Genomic DNA, 16,145 nt, shown 5'->3' with positions numbered 1-16,145 from the left:
TTCAATGCAACCGCTTGCGACACATCAACTGCGCCAGCTTGGCGGTGTCCGGGCGCTCGATGATGCCCTTTTCCGTGACGATGACGTCGATCAGGTCCGCCGGGGTGACATCGAATACCGGGTTGAAGGCGTCCACATCTGCGCCGAGCCACTTGCCGCCGATCTCCAGCAGTTCGCGCCCGCCGCGCTCCTCGACCGGGATGTCATCACCACTGGCCAGACTCATGTCGATGGTCGAGCTCGGCGCCACCACCATGAAGCGCACGCCATGGTGCATGGCACAGACCGCCAGTTGATAGGTGCCGATCTTGTTCCCCACGTCACCATTGGCGGCGATGCAATCGGCACCGACGACCACCCAGGTCACACCTTTGGTCTTCATGATGTGGGCAGCGGCGGAGTCGGCGTTGAGGGTCACCGGGATGCCCTCGCGGGCCAGCTCCCACGCTGTCAATCGCGAGCCTTGCAGCCATGGACGGGTTTCGTCGGCATAGACGCGCTCCACCATGCCTTCAATATACGCGCCACGGATGACGCCCAAGGCCGTGCCAAAGCCACCGGTCGCCAGGGCACCCGTGTTGCAATGGGTCAGGATGGCCTGGGCATTGCCCTGGTGCTTGCGGATCAGGTCGACGCCCAACTGAGCCATGGTCAGGTTGGCTTCGCGGTCACTCTCGTGGATCGCGATGGCTTCAGCCTCAAGCACCGCCAGCGGCTCGGCGTGTTCCTTCAAGCGCCCCAACCGGTCGCGCATCCGATCCAGCGCCCAGAAGAGGTTTGCCGCCGTCGGCCGAGCCTCGGCCAGCAAGGTAAAATCCGCCTCCAGCGCCGCTTGCCAGTCACCGCCTTCGACCATCCTGGCCCGCGCTGCCAGCACGACACCATAGGCCGCACTGATGCCGATGATCGGTGCGCCGCGCACTGCCATCGAGCCAATGGCCTCGGCCACATCGGCGGCACGGGTGCAGGCGATCCAGCTTTCCTCGAACGGCAAGACACGCTGATCCAGCAGGTACAGGACGCCATCGCGCCAATCGATGGCCTTCACCTTCTCCGCAGCCAATAGTCGATCGCGCATCCTTCACCCCGTACTCATGAACAAAAGCCGCCGATTATAGCGATCCCTCCGCGAAGACGCTCGGGTATACTTCGCCATCCTTTATACCCCATGGAACCGTTCCACGATGCCCAAGCCTGCCGTTGCGCTCGACTTATTATTGCTGCCGACCTGGTTGGTGCCTGTCGAACCCGCCGGTGTAGTGCTCAAGGATCATGGTCTGGGCATTCGCGACGGTTGCATCGTGTTCATCGGCCCACGGGCAGAAGCCCTGAAGTGTGATGCCGCCCACGTCCGTGAACTGCCCGGCATGCTGCTCAGCCCCGGCCTGATCAACGCCCACGGCCACGCGGCCATGACCCTGTTCCGCGGCCTGGCCGACGACCTGCCCTTGATGACCTGGCTGGAACAGCACATCTGGCCGGCCGAGGCCAAATGGGTCGATGAAGATTTCGTGCGCGATGGCACCGACCTGGCAATCGCCGAGCAGATCAAGGGCGGCATCACCTGCTTCTCCGACATGTATTTCTACCCCAAGATCGCCAGCGAGTGTGTTCACGACAGCGGTATTCGTGCACAAATCGCGATTCCGATCCTCGACTTCCCGATCCCCGGTGCCGCCAGCGCCGACGAAGCCATTCGTCAGGGCATCGAGTTGTTTGGCGACCTCAAGCACCACCCGCGGATCAAAGTCGCATTCGGCCCGCACGCACCCTACACCGTGGGCGACGAGAACCTGGAGAAAATCCGCGTGATCGCCGAGGAACTGGACGCGGCCATTCATATGCACGTTCACGAAACCGCCTTCGAAGTGCAGCAGGCTGTGGATAACACCGCTGAGCGACCAATGGCTCGCCTGGGACGCCTTGGCCTGCTGGGGCCACGCTTTCAGGCCGTGCACATGACTCAAATCAGCGACGAAGACCAGGCCTTGCTGGTAGAAAGCAATTGCAGCGTGATCCACTGCCCGGAATCGAACCTGAAACTGGCCAGTGGTTTCTGCCCGGTGGAGCGCCTGTGGCAGGCCGGTGTCAATGTCGCCCTAGGCACCGACGGTGCGGCGAGCAACAACGACCTGGATCTGCTCGGCGAAACCCGCACCGCTGCCCTGCTGGCCAAGGCCGTCGCCGGTTCGGCCACGGCTCTGGATGCCCATCGGGCGCTGCGCATGGCCACGCTCAATGGCGCCCGGGCGCTGGGCATCGAAGCGACAGTCGGTTCGCTGGAAGTCGGCAAGGCCGCCGACCTGGTGGCCTTCGATCTGTCGGGCCTGGCCCAGCAGCCGATCTACGACCCGGTGTCGCAACTGATTTATGCCACCGGGCGCGATTGCGTAAAACACCTGTGGGTGGGCGGCAAGCCGCTATTGGAAGATGGCCGACTGACCCGCATGGACGAATCAAGACTGATCGCCACGGCCCAGGCCTGGGGTCGCCGCATCAGCGGCCACAACGAATGACCACGCCCCTTGAGCCGCGGCTCGGGGCACCTGATTTTTCAAGCTTTTCGAGGATCTGCACATGAGCAACGTCGACCACGCCGAAATCGCCAAATTCGAAGCCCTGGCCCATCGCTGGTGGGACCGTGAAAGCGAATTCAAACCGCTGCACGACATCAACCCGCTGCGGGTCAACTGGATTGACGAACGGGTCAACCTGGCTGGCAAGAAGGTGCTCGACGTCGGTTGTGGCGGCGGCATTCTCAGCGAAGCCATGGCCCAGCGCGGGGCGACGGTGATGGGTATCGACATGGGCGAAGCGCCACTGGCGGTTGCACAACTGCATCAACTGGAGTCGGGCGTCAGCGTGGAATACCGGCAGATCACCGCCGAAGGCCTGGCCGAAGAAATGCCTGGTCAATTCGACGTGGTCACCTGCCTGGAAATGCTCGAGCACGTGCCGGACCCGTCCTCGGTCATCCGTGCTTGCTTTCGCATGGTCAAGCCGGGCGGGCAGGTGTTTTTTTCCACCATCAACCGCAATCCGAAGGCCTACCTGTTCGCCATCATCGGCGCCGAATACATCATGAAGCTGTTGCCGCGCGGCACTCACGACTTCAAGAAATTCATCCGCCCTTCCGAACTGGGCGCCTGGAGCCGTGCGGCCGGGCTGACCGTCAAGGACATCATTGGCCTGACCTACAACCCGCTGACCAAGCACTACAAGCTGGCCGCCGACGTTGACGTCAACTACATGATCCAGACCCTGCGCGAGGAGTAAGTCGATGCGTCTCAAAGCGGTTCTTTTCGACATGGACGGCACGCTGCTCGACACCGCGCCGGACTTCATCGCCATCTGCCAGGCCATGCGCGCCGACCGTGGCTTGCCACCGATGAACGCCCAGCACATTCGCGACGAGATTTCCGGCGGCGCCCGGGCGATGGTCGCGGTGACCTTTTCCATAGACCCGGAATCACCGGGGTTCGAGGAACTGCGCCAGGAATTCCTCGACCGCTACCTCAAGGATTGCGCGGTCCACAGCCACCTGTTCGACGGCATGGCCGAGGTGCTGGCCGATATCGAAGCGGCCAACCTGATCTGGGGCGTGGTCACCAACAAGCCGGTGCGTTTTGCCGAACCGATCATGCAGCAACTGGGCCTGGCCGAACGCTCGAAAGTGCTGATCTGCCCTGACCACGTGAAAAACAGCAAGCCAGACCCGGAACCGCTGACCCTGGCGTGCAAGCTGCTCGACCTGGACCCGGCCAGCGTGCTGTTCGTGGGTGATGACCTGCGGGACATCGAGTCCGGTCGCAGCGCCGGCACCAGGACGTGTGCGGTGACCTACGGCTACATCCACCCGGACGATAACCCCCGGCACTGGGGCGCGGATGTGGTGATCGATCACCCCTCGGCGTTGCGCGAGGTGCTGGATAACGCGTTGTGCAGTTGCTGATGTGACTGTTGTTGCAGTGAAGGGAGTGATGTGGGAGCAAGGCTTGCCCGCGATGAAGGCGATGCGGTCTTTCAGGAATCGAGGCGCCTGTTTCGCGAGCAAGCTTTGCTCCCACATTGCGGAGATAAATCTCCTCGCCACAACAGCTTCTGCCAACCGATTGATTTGTTGAGGTTCTTTTATGTTTGATTATTCCGCCCGCCCCGACCTGCTCAATGGCCGGGTGATCCTGGTCACCGGCGCCGGTCGCGGGATCGGTGCCGCTGCGGCGAAAGCCTACGCCGCCCACGGTGCCACCGTGCTGCTGCTGGGCAAGACCGAAGCCAACCTGACCCAGGTCTACGATGAAATCGAAGCGGCCGGTCATCCGCAGCCGGCGGTGATCCCGTTCAACCTCGAAACCGCGCTGCCTCATCAGTACGATGAACTGGCGGCGATGATCGAAACCGAGTTCGGTCATCTGGACGGCCTGCTGCACAACGCCTCGATCATCGGCCCGCGTACGCCGCTGGAGCAGTTGTCCGGTGAGAATTTCATGCGGGTGATGCACGTCAACGTCAACGCGATGTTCATGCTCACCAGCACCTTGCTGCCCCTGCTCAAGCTGTCCCAGGATGCGTCCGTGGTGTTCACCTCCAGCAGCGTCGGGCGCAAGGGCCGGGCGTACTGGGGCGCCTACGGCGTGTCCAAGTTCGCCACCGAGGGGCTGATGCAGACCCTGGCCGACGAAGTCGACACCGTTGCCGCCGTGCGCGCCAACAGCATCAACCCCGGCGCCACCCGCACCAGCATGCGCGCCCAGGCCTACCCGGGGGAAAACCCGCTCAACAATCCGACGCCCGAGGAGATCATGCCGGTCTACCTGTACCTCATGGGCCCGGACAGCACCGGCGTCAATGGCCAGGCGTTCAACGCGCAATAATGAGCCCGACCGGTGTCGCGACGATTTCCCGTCGCGACACCGGCCCAAGTCGATGCCCAACGAGGCGAACCGCCAACTCCACGTCGCCGAGTCTGCCATAACTTGCTGACAAGCTATTGATTTACAATCGGTTTTTATAGAAGTGAACCGAATGGCACGACTTTCGCTCTAAATATCCTCAAACACGCCATGTTCGGCGGGTAACGGACATCGAGACGAGATTTATGCCTGACAGGGAAAGCGGACTAAACTTAGCTCAATGGTCCTACGGGACTGAAGGACCAGTACGACGCGCAGCCCAAAGCCGCCACACCCAACCTGCCAGGACAGATTTAGCTTAGGGGCTAACGCCATATGAAAACGCCCACCCAGATCAACGCGATTGACTTCGACAGCGCCAAATTGCAGCGTCTGGGTCTTGGCCAGCCATCGCCGCTCGCGGCACGCTCCGTCAGTCTTTCGCAATTGCGCCAGCAACTGAGCCAGCAATTGCAGACCAGCCTGGAGCCACAGCGCATCCTTGGCCTGTTTTTCCGGGAAATCCAGCGGCTGGTACCCCTGGATGCGTTGGCCTATCAGCATAAGGCCAGTGACCTGCGCCTGGAGTTCGGACAACGCGGGCATCACACCCTCAGCTATAACCTCAGCCATGAAGGCGAACACCTGGGTGAACTGGTATTCCGTCGCAACCAACGCTTCACCGAGCCGGAACAGAGCGACCTTGAATCCATCATGTCGACGCTGCTGTACCCTCTGCGCAACGCGCTGCTCTACCGCGCCGCCACCCAAAGCGCCCTGCGCGATCCGCTGACCGGTACCGGCAACCGCATCGCCATGGACCAGACGCTGATGCGTGAAATCGACATGGCCAAGCGTCATTCCCAACCCTTGTCAGTGCTGATGCTCGACATCGACCATTTCAAGCGCATCAACGATAGCCATGGTCATGGCGTTGGCGATGAAGTGCTCAAGGCCGTGGCCGAGTCGATCAAGAGCCAACTGCGCAACGTGGACATGGTGTTCAGGTTCGGCGGTGAAGAATTTCTGATCCTGCTGGCCAATACCAGCCGGGATGCTGCAGCCATGGTCGGTGAACGGCTGCGCTACGCCGCCCAGGCCCAGGATTATTTCGCCGCGAGCACAAGGATCGAGCTGACGGTCAGCCTGGGGTGCGCCACCCTGCTACCGGGGGAATCATCGGAAAGCCTGCTGCGCAGGGCCGACAGCGCGCTATACGTGGCCAAGCGCGAAGGCCGTAACCGACTGGCAATGGCCGGCTGAAGCAACGAAAGAATATAAGAACACCGACATCTTTGTGGGAGCGGGCTTGCTCGCGAAAGCGGTGGGTCAGCCTATGAATATGTTGAATGCACCGAAGCCTTCGCGAGCAAGCCCGCTCCCACAAGGTCTTGCAGCGACCACAAGCCAGCATTCACCCAAAAACAACTGTGGGAGCGAGCCTGCTCGCGATAGCGGCTTTGCAGTCAACCTCCCCGTCGACTGTCAGACCGCTTCGCGAGCAGGCTCGCTCCCACATGGGTTGTGGCTATCTGTTGGGGTAGAAATCAGCTCTCCGCCAGTGCCAGGCGCTCGCGGGTGGATGAAGACTTGCTTACCGTCTCCGAGTGCTCCAGTTGCATGCAACGCTCCAGGAACAGGTACATATAGTCATAGCTCTTGCACACGGCCTGGCGCAGCTCCGTTTGCAGGGTCTTGCTTGGGTTCATCCCCGCCAGCGTACAGATGATTTCCAGCGCTTCCCAAGGATGGGCATCGTCGTACTGGGCATGCATCTTCAGCCATTTCATCGCCCGCTTGCGGTCTTCCTCGGCGAAAGCGGCCGCGTAGACACCGCTGGAACACACCAGCGCCGACCACTCTCCCGTGGCCCCCTCAATGGCATAGTTGGTCGCGGCAATGGCCACGATCAGCGAATCCGAGGAACTGGTGTGCCAGCACCAGTGGCTCAAGGCATGCAGCTCAGGCGGCACATGCTGGGCTTGCAGGTCTTCCAGGGTCACGCCATGGGCGGCGCTCCAATTGACCCAGTAGTCGGCATGGTTGAGTTCGACACGAATGTTGCGCATCAGCCAGCGACGCGCCATGTCCTCGCCGGGGTGGCGGGCAAAGCGGGTCTTGGTGAGGTTCTGTGCCATGTATAAAGCGAACTGTTCGACGACCGGCCAACCACCAATGAGGTAGTGGCGCATGGTCCTGGCGCTGAGCTTGTTGTCGCGCATGCGCTGATACAGTTCGTGTTCGACAACCCGGCGCTTGCTCTCGCTGCAATCGGTAATGAGCTGCTGTGCCCATTTCGGATAGCTCGTGGCGTCCATGAGCGGGCCTGTTCGGTTGAATATGTCGATCACTGTCGGGCTCCTTTTGATTGTGATTTTCCAGATCAACAAGAGGTTCAGCGGAACGTGCCGGGGGCCTTGAATAACAACGGCTGGGGCCTGGCCGGCCGACATTGCAACGTGTCACAGGTAAACAATTGCGGGCGTTCGATCACATACCCCTGAGCGTAATCCACCCCTATTTCCAGCAATGCCTGCTCGATCTGGGCGGTTTCAACAAACTCGGCAATCGTGCGCTTACCCATGACGTGGCCGATGTGATTGATCACTTCGACCATTGCACGGTTAATCGGGTCGTCCAGCATATCCTTTACGAAACTCCCGTCGATCTTCAGGAAGTCTACAGGTAAATGTTTCAGGTAAGCGAATGAAGACATTCCGGCGCAAAAGTCATCCAGCGAGAAGTAGCATCCCAAGCCCTTGAGTTCATTGATAAAGCGAATTGCACTGCCCAAATTCGAAATAGCGCTGGTTTCTGTAATTTCAAAACAAATCATTTCTGGCGGAATCGAATAAGCCGCGAACTGTTTACGCAAAAAGTCGAGGAACGCTTGATCTCCGATCGTTGTGCCTGACAGATTGATCGCACACATCGCCATGGGCCCCGGTCGCGAATCATTCAGGCACTGGCGGATGATCTTGAAGACATTCTCCACCACCCAACGGTCCAGGGAGGTCATCAGGCCATAGCGTTCCGCTGCGGGAATGAAGCTGTCCGGCAGGATCATCCGCCCGGCTTCGTCATGCAGGCGCAACAGGATTTCAATGTGTCCACCGCCATGATCGCCCGGGCCCAGCGCGGCGATTTCCTGGGCGTAGAGGCAGAAGCGGTTTTCCTCCAGGGCCATGTGCAGGCGCTGGACCCAGGCCATCTCGCCAAAGCGCAGGGACAGCTCCGAGTCGTCGGCATGATAGACCTGGACCCGGTTGCGGCCCTTTTCCTTGGCCATGTAGCAAGCCATGTCGGCAGCCCGCAGGGACGCCTCCAGGGTCGTCGGCGTCTGGGCGATATGCACCAGGCCGATACTGACGGTGGTCACGAACGGCCGGCCCTTCCAGACAAAGTGAAGGTTCTGCACGGTCTGGCGCAGCCCTTCGGCGATTTTTTCCGCCGCGTCCGGCGAGCAGTTCTCCAGCAGGATCCCGAACTCATCCCCGCCCAGCCGGGCCAGGGTGTCGTTTTCCCGCAGCCCTGATTGCAACAAGGCGCAGATATGCCGCAGCAATTCGTCGCCTGCTGCATGGCCGCAGGTATCGTTGACCAGCTTGAACTGGTCCAGGTCGAGAAACATCAAGGCATGGCGCCCGAACTGGCGAGTGAGGTTGTGCAAGGCCTGCTCGAGGCGATACTCGAACTCCCGACGGTTGGCCAGGCCAGTCAGGGCGTCATGGGTGGCCTGCCACGACAGGTTGGCGATGTATTGGCGTTCCTGGGTCATGTCATGCAACACCAGCACCGCGCCGCTGACCTTGCCGGCATGGCGGATCGGCGCGCCCACCAGGGTGACCGACACGGTGCTGCCATCCAGGCGCTGGATCAGTTTCGAATGTTCGCTGGCGGCGCTGAGCCGGCCGCTGAGGATGTGCTCGATCAGGGTCAGCCCCTCAGTCTGGGCGTTGTCATCGAGCAAATTGAACAGCGCGGCCAGGGGCAAGCCCGAGGCGTGCTCGGCCTTCCAGTGGGTCATCGCTTCGGCAGCGGGGTTCATGTAGGCGATGGCCCCTTCGACGTCGGTGGTGATGACCCCGTCGCCAATGGATTGCAGGGTGATCTGCGCCCGCTCTTTCTCCATCTGCAGCGCATTGGCAAACACCTGCCGCTGGGCCAGCAGTTTATGGGTCCGCAACAACGCCAGGACGATCAGCCCCAGGGCGGTGGCGAAATTGGTCACCAGCAAAAGCCGCAGAATGAACCGCGAGCCCTCGCCCAGTGCGTCGCTGAATGCCTTGGCGGCCGGGGTGACGGAATCGTTGATCGCAAAGATCTGGGCCTTCCAGCCGCGGATATCCACCTCCGTCGCCTGGCCTGCGGTAATGCTGCTGTGCATCTGCCGGGCGACGCTATCCAGCTCGATCAGGTAGCCGTCGCCCACCGTCCAGAGATCGATGGCTTCTTCCAGGTAACTGAAGTGACGGAAATTGAGGTACAACCAGATCACGCTGGACACGTCGTCAGGATGGTTGCCGCCTTTGAGAATCCCGACCCGTGCCGCTTCCAGGTCCGGCGGTTCGCGGTCCAGCGCCACCCGTAGTTCATGGCCGCCTTCAGGTACGGCGATGGCTTGCTGGTACTTGCGGAAAATCGCCTCGTCGCGGCTGTCGGCGTAGAGGTTGAGGTAATAGATGGCGTCTTTCTGGCCCTTGGACCAGAGACTCTCCCCCGCCACGTAGCCGCGAACGGCGGACAGCACGTAAAGGCTGACGCCGCCAAGCAATGCCTGAAAGAGCACGACGGCGATAAAGGGCCAGACGATGCCCAGCAGCCGTGGTGTTGCGAGAGTCTGCTTTTGCTTCATGAGGTCCCTTGCACAGGTATTGCTGGACGAACACCCGCCAGAATTCCGCTCCTGACTCAATAGCCTAGGCTAGTTTTCACCCCTTCGAATGAATGGATGAACAGATCGACAGGCTTTGCGTGGAATTCGGAAAGATCGGCGTGTTTGCCTGCTTTTTTTCCGATACTAAGCGCAGAAAAACTCGGGAAACTCAAGGCTGCTGTATCTGTTGCAAATGACCGTAGAGTCGAGCGTAGAGGCCTCCTTCGGCAATCAACTGCAAATGGTCACCGTCCTCAGCGATTTGCCCTGCGTCGAACACCAATACCCGATCGGCCTGCTTCACCGCCGAGAGCCGGTGGGCGATGATCAGCGTAGTGCGTGCGCTCAAAAAGCGCGCCAGTGCCTGGTGAAGGTTGTACTCGGTGGCAGCGTCCAGTGCCGAGGTGGCTTCGTCGAGAATCACCACCCGTGGGTCGGCCAGTACCATGCGGGCGATGGCCAGCCGTTGACGCTGCCCGCCCGACAGCCGCACCCCGGAACGTCCAACGACGCTCTCCAGGCCCTGGGGCAGCGCCCGTACGGTAGCATCGAGCTGGGCGATTTCCAGTGCTCGCCAGCAGTCGTCGTCACTGCACTCACGGCCCATGGCGAGATTGGCCCGCACCGTGTCGTTGAACAGCGCCGGATGTTGCAACACCACTGCAACATTCTCGCGGATGGTCTCCAGGCCGATCTCCTGCTGCGTGGCGCCGCCGAAACGAATGCTGCCCGATTGTGGCGTGTAGAGCCCCAGTAACAACTGCATCAGGGTGCTCTTGCCGCCGCCGCTGGCACCAACAATGGCGACTTTCTCGCCCGGCGAGATGGACAAGTTCAACTGGTTGAGCACCAGCTCCTCGCCGTAACCGAAACTCAACCCCTGGATATCGATGCCCACGGTGTCACGGCCCTTGAACGGATCGACGCCGCCCGTGTACTGCGGCTCGTCGGCCCGGGCCAGCAGTTCATTGATTCGACTCAAGGCGCCGCCGGCAGCGTAATAGGCGTACTGCAAGTTCAACAGTTGCTCGACCGGCCCGATCATGAACCAGAGGTAGCTGAACACCGCCAGCATCTGGCCGATGGACAGGTCGGAGAACACCACGGTGAGCATGGCCGCTGCGCGAAAAATATCGATGCCGAACTGAAACAGCAAACCACTGGCGCGGTTCGAGGCGTCGGTTTTCCACTGCGAACTCACGGCGTAATCACGGACCTCCTTGGCACGCATCCCCAAACGACCAAGGAAATAACCCTGGCGGTTACCGGCGCGCACTTCCTGGATGGCATCCAGGGTTTCGGTCAAGGCCTGGGTGAAGCGTGAGGTGCTGTCGTTCTCCAGTTTCTTGAGGTGCTTGACCCGCTTGCCCAACTGCACCGTGGCATAGATCACCAGCGGGTTGAACAGCAGGATCAGCAGCGCCAGCTCCCAGTGCATCCACACCAGGATCCCGGCGGTGCCCACCAGGGTCAACATCGCCACCAGGAAACGGCTGAGGGTTTCGCCGATGAATTTGTCGAGGGTGTCCAGGTCAGTGACCAGGTGGGCCGCCACGGTGCCACTGCCCAGGCTTTCGTACTCGCCCAGGGAAATTCGCTTGAGCCGTTCGATCAAGCGGATGCGAATGCGATAGACGATGTCCTTGGCCAACCGGGCGAACAAGCGCGCCTGCAGCACGTTGAACAGCAATGCGCCACAGCGCAGGGCCAGGGTCACCAGCAACATCAGCCCAATGTAGCCAGCCGCGCGCTGCCACTGCGTGGGCAATGCCTGGTTCATGACTTTCAGGGCCGCATCGCCATGCCCCAGCAGCACTTCATCCACCAGCAGCGGTAACAGCAACGGGATCGGCACGCTGCACAGTGTCGCCAGCACGGCCACACCGTTGGCGATCCACAGGGCTTTTTTATGCTTGAGGGCCAGTCGACGGATTTGTGCCCAGCTCAACCGGTCGATGCGCTGCGAAGCCGATGTATCTGGCGGCCAGTCAGGCACAGGCCGCGCGCTCCAGCCAGCGGCCAAGCAAAGGCGACAGTTGGCTCAGGGGCTGGTAACCGTTGGTCAGCAAGGCCAACTGGCCATCACGCTCGGCCAACAGTGTGGGGAACCCGGCAATGCCCAAGTCCTGTACCCAGGTGAAATCCGCAGCGGTGGCCGCATGTTGATCGGCGCGGTCGAAGGCCGCAGCGAATTCGATGCGTGGCAGCCCGGCCTGTTCGGCCAGCTCCACCAGCACGCTGGCGTGAGTGACGTCACGGCCTTGCACATAAAAAGCCTGCTGGATCAGCTTCACCAGCTTCCAGGCCAGGTCTGGAGCCAGGCTGCGGGCCGTCACCAGTGCCCGGCAGGCAGGCTCGGTGTCATAGACGAAACCGTCCGGCAACGCGCCTTCAAGCTTGAAGGGCTGGCCGGTGGCCTGGGTGACCGCCTGCCAGTGTTCAAGAATGTAGCGCCGGGTGGTCGGCTCCAGCGCCGAACCGCTGCCGGTGCGCAAACCGCCCACCACCAGGTGCAACTCCACCCCTGCGGCCTGCGCCTGCTCTACCAACGCCTCGGCCACCGGCGCAAAGCCCCAGCACCAGGAACACATCGGGTCCATCACATAGAGCAGGCGTGACGCCATGGTTCAAGCCTCGGAAGATGTTTGCTTGTAGTTGTAGCCGATCGGGTGCGGCATGTTGCGCGCCTTGGCCAACTCGATCTGCTTCTGCCGGTCGATGGCGCTGCGACGGGTCTTCTCGCTCAGTTTATCCCAGCAGTGCGGGCAGCTGATGCCAGGCACATAGTGCTCCGAGGCGCGGTCTTCTACGCTTACCGGGGTACGACAAGCGTGACATTGATCGTAGTCCCCTTCGCTGAGGTCGTGGCGAACAGTTACGCGGTTGTCGAACACGAAGCAGTCGCCGCGCCACTTGGTTTCTTCCTGAGGGACCTCTTCGAGGTATTTCAGGATGCCGCCCTTGAGGTGATAAACCTCGTCGAAACCCTGGCCGAGCATGTAGCTGGAAGCTTTTTCACAACGAATGCCGCCGGTGCAGAACATCGCGACTTTCTTGTGCCTGGCCGGGTCGAAGTTGGCCTTGATGTACTCGGGGAACTCACGAAAGCTGGTGGTCTTGGGGTCAATGGCGCCTTCGAAGGTGCCAATGGACACTTCGTAATCGTTGCGGGTGTCGATCAACAACACTTCCGGATCGCTGATCAGCGCGTTCCAATCCTGTGGTTCGACATAGGTGCCGACCTGCTTGTTCGGGTCCACGCCTTCGACGCCGAGGGTGACGATTTCTTTCTTGAGCTTGACCTTGGTGCGGTAGAACGGCTGCTCATCGCAGTACGACTCTTTATGGTCGATGTCGATCATGCGCGGATCGTTCTTGAGCCAGGCCAGCAGGCCGTCGATGCCTTCGCGAGTGCCGGAGACCGTACCGTTGATGCCTTCGTCGGCGATCAGCAAGGTGCCTTTGATGCTGTTGTCGAGCATGGCCTTGAGCAAGGGCTCACGCAGTTCGACGTAATCTTCAAGAGTGACGAACTTATACAGTGCCGCCACGACAATGGGTTGTGCCATGGGTGTTTCTCCAGGTGGCTACCCTCGTAAAGGGTGAACCGGATGCGAAAAAAAACGCGCCGGGTGAGCGGCGCGTTACGGATTCTAACAAAAAACAGGGGGGTTGCAGACAGCGATTGCTGTGGACAACAGTGCCGTGAGGATCACGCTGTGAGAGCAAGACCCTGTGGGAGCAAAGTTTGCTCGCGATGCAGACACCTCGGTTTTTGAGAGACCGCATCAACTTCATCGCGAGCAAGCTTTGCTCCCACAGGGGCTCACTCCCACAGAGCCTTGCTCCCACAGGGCTTTGCTCCCACAGATTCAAGACTTTGCCATCCACCGCAGCCCAATCAGTGCTTGCTGCCACCGGCACACGTCGGCGAAGCCGGGGCCGCGTCGATCTGCGCCCATTCTTCGGGGGTGTAGGTGTGCAGCGCCAACGCATGGAACTCACCCATCAGCTCGCCCAGCGTGCCGTAGACCTTCTGGTGACGCTTGACGCGATTGAGCCCTTCGAACTGCTGGCTGACCACCACGGCCTTGAAGTGGGTCTGCAGGCCACGGCTGTGCATGTGGCTTTCATCCAGCACTTGCAAGTGCTCGGGCTGCAGGAGCCCGAGTGTCGATTCGATGCGTTGTTGCATGCTCATACCAGGCTCCGCTTACGGCTTTTTCTTGGCTGGGGCGGCTTTTGGCTCGAGCTCGGCCGTCATGTCCGCGAGCAGTTTGTTGACCACCGGGACCGCGCTTTCAAGCTTGGCCTGGGTCAGTTGGGCCGATTGCTGGGTCAACTGCGGCATTTTCTCGAGGACTTTCTTGCCCAATGGCGATTGGTAGAAAGCGACCAGGTCCTTGAGCTCCGATTCGCTGAAGTTGCTGGTGTAGAGCTTGACCATGTCCGGCTTGAGCTTGTTCCAGCCGATGGCTTGGTCCAGCGCGGCATTGGCCTTGGCCTGGTAGGTTTCCAGGGTGGCTTTTTTCGACTCAGGGGCCTTGGTCTGTTCAAAGCGCTGGGCAAACATCTGCTGCACTTGCATGTACACCGGAGTGCCCAGTTTGTCAGCGTGCGCCAGGGTCAGGAACGCTTCGGCGCTGGCGTTGTGGCTGGCGGTATCGGCGAAAACAGGGCCGCTGGCACACACCAGAGCAACTGCGGTACAGATGGCACGAAGACGGGTCATCGAGTTTCCTTTCATTACAGGCGAGGTAAAACCCCAAGGGCGACCATTCTGCGCCTAAAAAACGCCGGGCCTCAACCCCGGAGCTTGTCGGGTCCGATTGACGGGCCGAACCCACCGCTCCTGGATTGAGGAATGATTGAGGGAACCGGAACCGCCCATCTGGGCCTAAACTGCGCATTCAGCCCTTAAGGAGTTTGACCCGATGAGCCGTATCGAAACCGACAGCCTTGGCCAGGTTGAAGTCCCGGACGATGCCTACTGGGGCGCCCAGACGCAGCGTTCCATGATCAATTTCGCCATTGGCAACGAACGCATGCCGCTGTCGGTGTTGCACGCCTTGGCACTGATCAAGAAAGCCGCCGCGCGGGTCAATGATCGCAATGGCGACCTCCCCGTCGACATCGCCCGCCTGATCGAACAGGCCGCCGACGAAGTGCTGGCCGGCCAGCATGACGACCAGTTCCCGCTGGTGGTCTGGCAGACCGGCAGCGGAACCCAGAGCAACATGAACGTCAACGAGGTGATCGCCGGGCGCGCCAACGAACTGGCCGGCAACCCGCGCGGCGGCAAGAGCCCGGTGCACCCCAACGACCACGTCAACCGCTCGCAGAGCTCCAACGACTGCTTCCCCACCGCGATGCACATTGCCGCCGCCCAGGCCGTCCACCAGCAATTGCTCCCGGCCATCAGCGAGCTGTCCGGCGGCCTGGCGGAACTGGCGGCGCGCCACATGAAACTGGTCAAGACCGGCCGCACCCACATGATGGATGCCACGCCGATCACCTTTGGCCAGGAATTGTCGGCGTTCATTGCTCAACTCGATTACGCCGAACGAGCGATCCGCGCCGCGCTGCCCGCAGTCTGCGAACTGGCCCAGGGTGGCACGGCGGTCGGCACCGGGCTCAATTCACCGCATGGTTTCGGCGAAGCGATTGCCGCTGAACTGGCGGCGCTGTCGGGCCTGCCGTTCGTCACCGCACCGAACAAGTTTGCCGCGCTGGCCGGCCATGAACCCCTGACGTCCCTGTCCGGCGCGCTGAAAACCCTCGCCGTGACCTTGATGAAGATCGCCAACGACCTGCGCCTGCTGGGCTCCGGACCCCGGGCCGGGTTCGCCGAGGTGAAACTGCCAGCCAACGAACCGGGCAGCTCCATCATGCCCGGCAAGGTCAACCCGACCCAGTGCGAAGCCTTGTCGATGCTGGCCTGCCAGGTCATGGGCAACGACGTGACCATCGGTTTTGCCGCCAGCCAGGGGCATTTGCAGTTGAACGTGTTCAAACCAGTGATCATCCACAACCTGCTGCAATCGATTCGCCTGCTGGCCGACGGCTGCAGCAACTTCCAACAGCACTGCATCGCCGGGCTCGAGCCGGATGCCGAGCAGATGGCCGCGCACCTGGAACGTGGGTTGATGCTGGTGACGGCGCTGAACCCGCACATCGGCTACGACAAGTCTGCAGAAATCGCCAAGAAAGCCTACGGCGAAGGGCTAACCCTGCGTGAGGCGGCGCTGCAACTGGGGTACCTGACCGATGAAGAGTTCGATGCCTGGGTGCGGCCGGAGAATATGCTGGAGGCGGGTAGCCAGGGTTAAACGCCATCCCCCCTGTGGGAGCGAGCCTGCTCGCGATGAGGCCGGCAG

Annotated in this window: 14 protein-coding genes; 6 read left to right on the top strand and 8 right to left on the bottom strand. The window is 61.1% G+C overall.

Features of this window, described 5'->3' with window-relative positions:
- Position 1: 1 nt before the first annotated feature.
- Positions 2 to 1,078, bottom strand: a complete 1,077-nt coding sequence (mtnA, locus tag AD662_RS08615) for an S-methyl-5-thioribose-1-phosphate isomerase (RefSeq protein WP_053186625.1) — start codon at positions 1,076 to 1,078, stop codon at positions 2 to 4.
- A 106-nt stretch (positions 1,079 to 1,184) separates the two neighbouring features.
- Between mtnA and AD662_RS08610 the strand changes: the two genes are divergently transcribed.
- The 5 genes from AD662_RS08610 to AD662_RS08590 all read left to right on the top strand — a co-directional run bounded on the left by AD662_RS08610 (position 1,185) and on the right by AD662_RS08590 (position 6,155).
- The gene (locus AD662_RS08610; RefSeq protein ID WP_053186615.1) at positions 1,185 to 2,516 is read left to right on the top strand and encodes a TRZ/ATZ family hydrolase; all 1,332 of its coding nucleotides are present in this window, start codon (positions 1,185 to 1,187) and stop codon (positions 2,514 to 2,516) included.
- Positions 2,517 to 2,577: 61 nt separating this feature from the next.
- Positions 2,578 to 3,276, top strand: a complete 699-nt coding sequence (gene ubiG / locus AD662_RS08605) for a bifunctional 2-polyprenyl-6-hydroxyphenol methylase/3-demethylubiquinol 3-O-methyltransferase UbiG (RefSeq protein WP_018602940.1) — start codon at positions 2,578 to 2,580, stop codon at positions 3,274 to 3,276.
- Between the two features lie 4 nt (positions 3,277 to 3,280).
- Positions 3,281 to 3,952 carry an N-acetylmuramic acid 6-phosphate phosphatase MupP gene (gene mupP, locus AD662_RS08600; protein WP_053186613.1) on the top strand — a complete coding sequence of 224 codons (672 nt, stop codon included), beginning with the start codon at positions 3,281 to 3,283 and terminating at the stop codon, positions 3,950 to 3,952.
- 181 nt (positions 3,953 to 4,133) lie between these two features.
- Positions 4,134 to 4,874, top strand: coding sequence for a YciK family oxidoreductase (locus AD662_RS08595; protein ID WP_018602937.1), 741 nt, complete (start codon positions 4,134 to 4,136; stop codon positions 4,872 to 4,874).
- A 354-nt stretch (positions 4,875 to 5,228) separates the two neighbouring features.
- The gene (locus AD662_RS08590; RefSeq protein ID WP_018602935.1) at positions 5,229 to 6,155 is read left to right on the top strand and encodes a GGDEF domain-containing protein; all 927 of its coding nucleotides are present in this window, start codon (positions 5,229 to 5,231) and stop codon (positions 6,153 to 6,155) included.
- A gap of 284 nt (positions 6,156 to 6,439) precedes the next feature.
- Here the strand turns inward: AD662_RS08590 and AD662_RS08585 are convergent, their stop codons facing one another.
- The 7 genes from AD662_RS08585 to AD662_RS08555 form a co-directional block, all read right to left on the bottom strand.
- Entirely contained in the window at positions 6,440 to 7,210 is a 771-nt protein-coding gene (locus AD662_RS08585; protein ID WP_371915888.1) for an iron-containing redox enzyme family protein, read from the bottom strand.
- Positions 7,211 to 7,287: 77 nt separating this feature from the next.
- Entirely contained in the window at positions 7,288 to 9,747 is a 2,460-nt protein-coding gene (locus AD662_RS08580; protein WP_053186610.1) for an EAL domain-containing protein, read from the bottom strand.
- Positions 9,748 to 9,937: 190 nt separating this feature from the next.
- On the bottom strand, positions 9,938 to 11,764 hold the full coding sequence (locus AD662_RS08575; RefSeq protein ID WP_053186607.1) for an ABC transporter ATP-binding protein: 1,827 nt from the start codon (positions 11,762 to 11,764) through the stop codon (positions 9,938 to 9,940).
- Positions 11,757 to 12,359, bottom strand: coding sequence for a DsbA family protein (locus AD662_RS08570; protein ID WP_174553541.1), 603 nt, complete (start codon positions 12,357 to 12,359; stop codon positions 11,757 to 11,759). The genes AD662_RS08575 and AD662_RS08570 overlap by 8 nt, the downstream gene beginning before the upstream one ends.
- Positions 12,360 to 12,395: 36 nt before the next feature.
- The gene (gene trhO, locus AD662_RS08565) at positions 12,396 to 13,337 is read right to left on the bottom strand and encodes an oxygen-dependent tRNA uridine(34) hydroxylase TrhO (RefSeq protein ID WP_018602926.1); all 942 of its coding nucleotides are present in this window, start codon (positions 13,335 to 13,337) and stop codon (positions 12,396 to 12,398) included.
- A gap of 332 nt (positions 13,338 to 13,669) precedes the next feature.
- Positions 13,670 to 13,969 (bottom strand): BolA family protein, encoded by a 300-nt coding sequence (locus AD662_RS08560; RefSeq protein ID WP_014337210.1) that lies wholly within the window; start codon positions 13,967 to 13,969, stop codon positions 13,670 to 13,672.
- A gap of 12 nt (positions 13,970 to 13,981) precedes the next feature.
- Positions 13,982 to 14,500: a DUF2059 domain-containing protein gene (locus AD662_RS08555; protein ID WP_018602923.1), complete on the bottom strand. Its 519-nt coding sequence runs from the start codon at positions 14,498 to 14,500 to the stop codon at positions 13,982 to 13,984.
- 202 nt (positions 14,501 to 14,702) lie between these two features.
- Here AD662_RS08555 and AD662_RS08550 point away from each other — a divergent pair, with 202 nt between their 5' ends.
- Positions 14,703 to 16,097 (top strand): class II fumarate hydratase, encoded by a 1,395-nt coding sequence (locus AD662_RS08550; RefSeq protein WP_014337208.1) that lies wholly within the window; start codon positions 14,703 to 14,705, stop codon positions 16,095 to 16,097.
- The last annotated feature ends 48 nt before the right edge of the window (positions 16,098 to 16,145 follow it).

Source organism: Pseudomonas kilonensis (assembly GCF_001269885.1).
Taxonomy (GTDB): Bacteria; Pseudomonadota; Gammaproteobacteria; order Pseudomonadales; family Pseudomonadaceae; genus Aquipseudomonas; species Aquipseudomonas kilonensis.
Note: the sequence above shows the minus strand (reverse complement) of the source record. Positions and strands in the feature narration are given on the sequence as shown.

What these genes read in the sequence shown, in the direction of transcription:
- AD662_RS08580 (WP_053186610.1), bottom strand. Translation starts at nt 9,747, where the DNA reads ATGAAGCAAAAGCAGACTCTCGCAACACCACGGCTGCTGGGCATCGTC.
- AD662_RS08610 (WP_053186615.1), top strand. Translation starts at nt 1,185, where the DNA reads ATGCCCAAGCCTGCCGTTGCGCTCGACTTATTATTGCTGCCGACCTGG.
- ubiG (WP_018602940.1), top strand. Translation starts at nt 2,578, where the DNA reads ATGAGCAACGTCGACCACGCCGAAATCGCCAAATTCGAAGCCCTGGCC.
- AD662_RS08570 (WP_174553541.1), bottom strand. Translation starts at nt 12,359, where the DNA reads ATGTGTTCCTGGTGCTGGGGCTTTGCGCCGGTGGCCGAGGCGTTGGTA.
- mtnA (WP_053186625.1), bottom strand. Translation starts at nt 1,078, where the DNA reads ATGCGCGATCGACTATTGGCTGCGGAGAAGGTGAAGGCCATCGATTGG.
- AD662_RS08560 (WP_014337210.1), bottom strand. Translation starts at nt 13,969, where the DNA reads ATGAGCATGCAACAACGCATCGAATCGACACTCGGGCTCCTGCAGCCC.
- trhO (WP_018602926.1), bottom strand. Translation starts at nt 13,337, where the DNA reads ATGGCACAACCCATTGTCGTGGCGGCACTGTATAAGTTCGTCACTCTT.
- AD662_RS08550 (WP_014337208.1), top strand. Translation starts at nt 14,703, where the DNA reads ATGAGCCGTATCGAAACCGACAGCCTTGGCCAGGTTGAAGTCCCGGAC.
- AD662_RS08585 (WP_371915888.1), bottom strand. Translation starts at nt 7,210, where the DNA reads ATGGACGCCACGAGCTATCCGAAATGGGCACAGCAGCTCATTACCGAT.
- AD662_RS08555 (WP_018602923.1), bottom strand. Translation starts at nt 14,500, where the DNA reads ATGACCCGTCTTCGTGCCATCTGTACCGCAGTTGCTCTGGTGTGTGCC.
- mupP (WP_053186613.1), top strand. Translation starts at nt 3,281, where the DNA reads ATGCGTCTCAAAGCGGTTCTTTTCGACATGGACGGCACGCTGCTCGAC.
- AD662_RS08595 (WP_018602937.1), top strand. Translation starts at nt 4,134, where the DNA reads ATGTTTGATTATTCCGCCCGCCCCGACCTGCTCAATGGCCGGGTGATC.
- AD662_RS08590 (WP_018602935.1), top strand. Translation starts at nt 5,229, where the DNA reads ATGAAAACGCCCACCCAGATCAACGCGATTGACTTCGACAGCGCCAAA.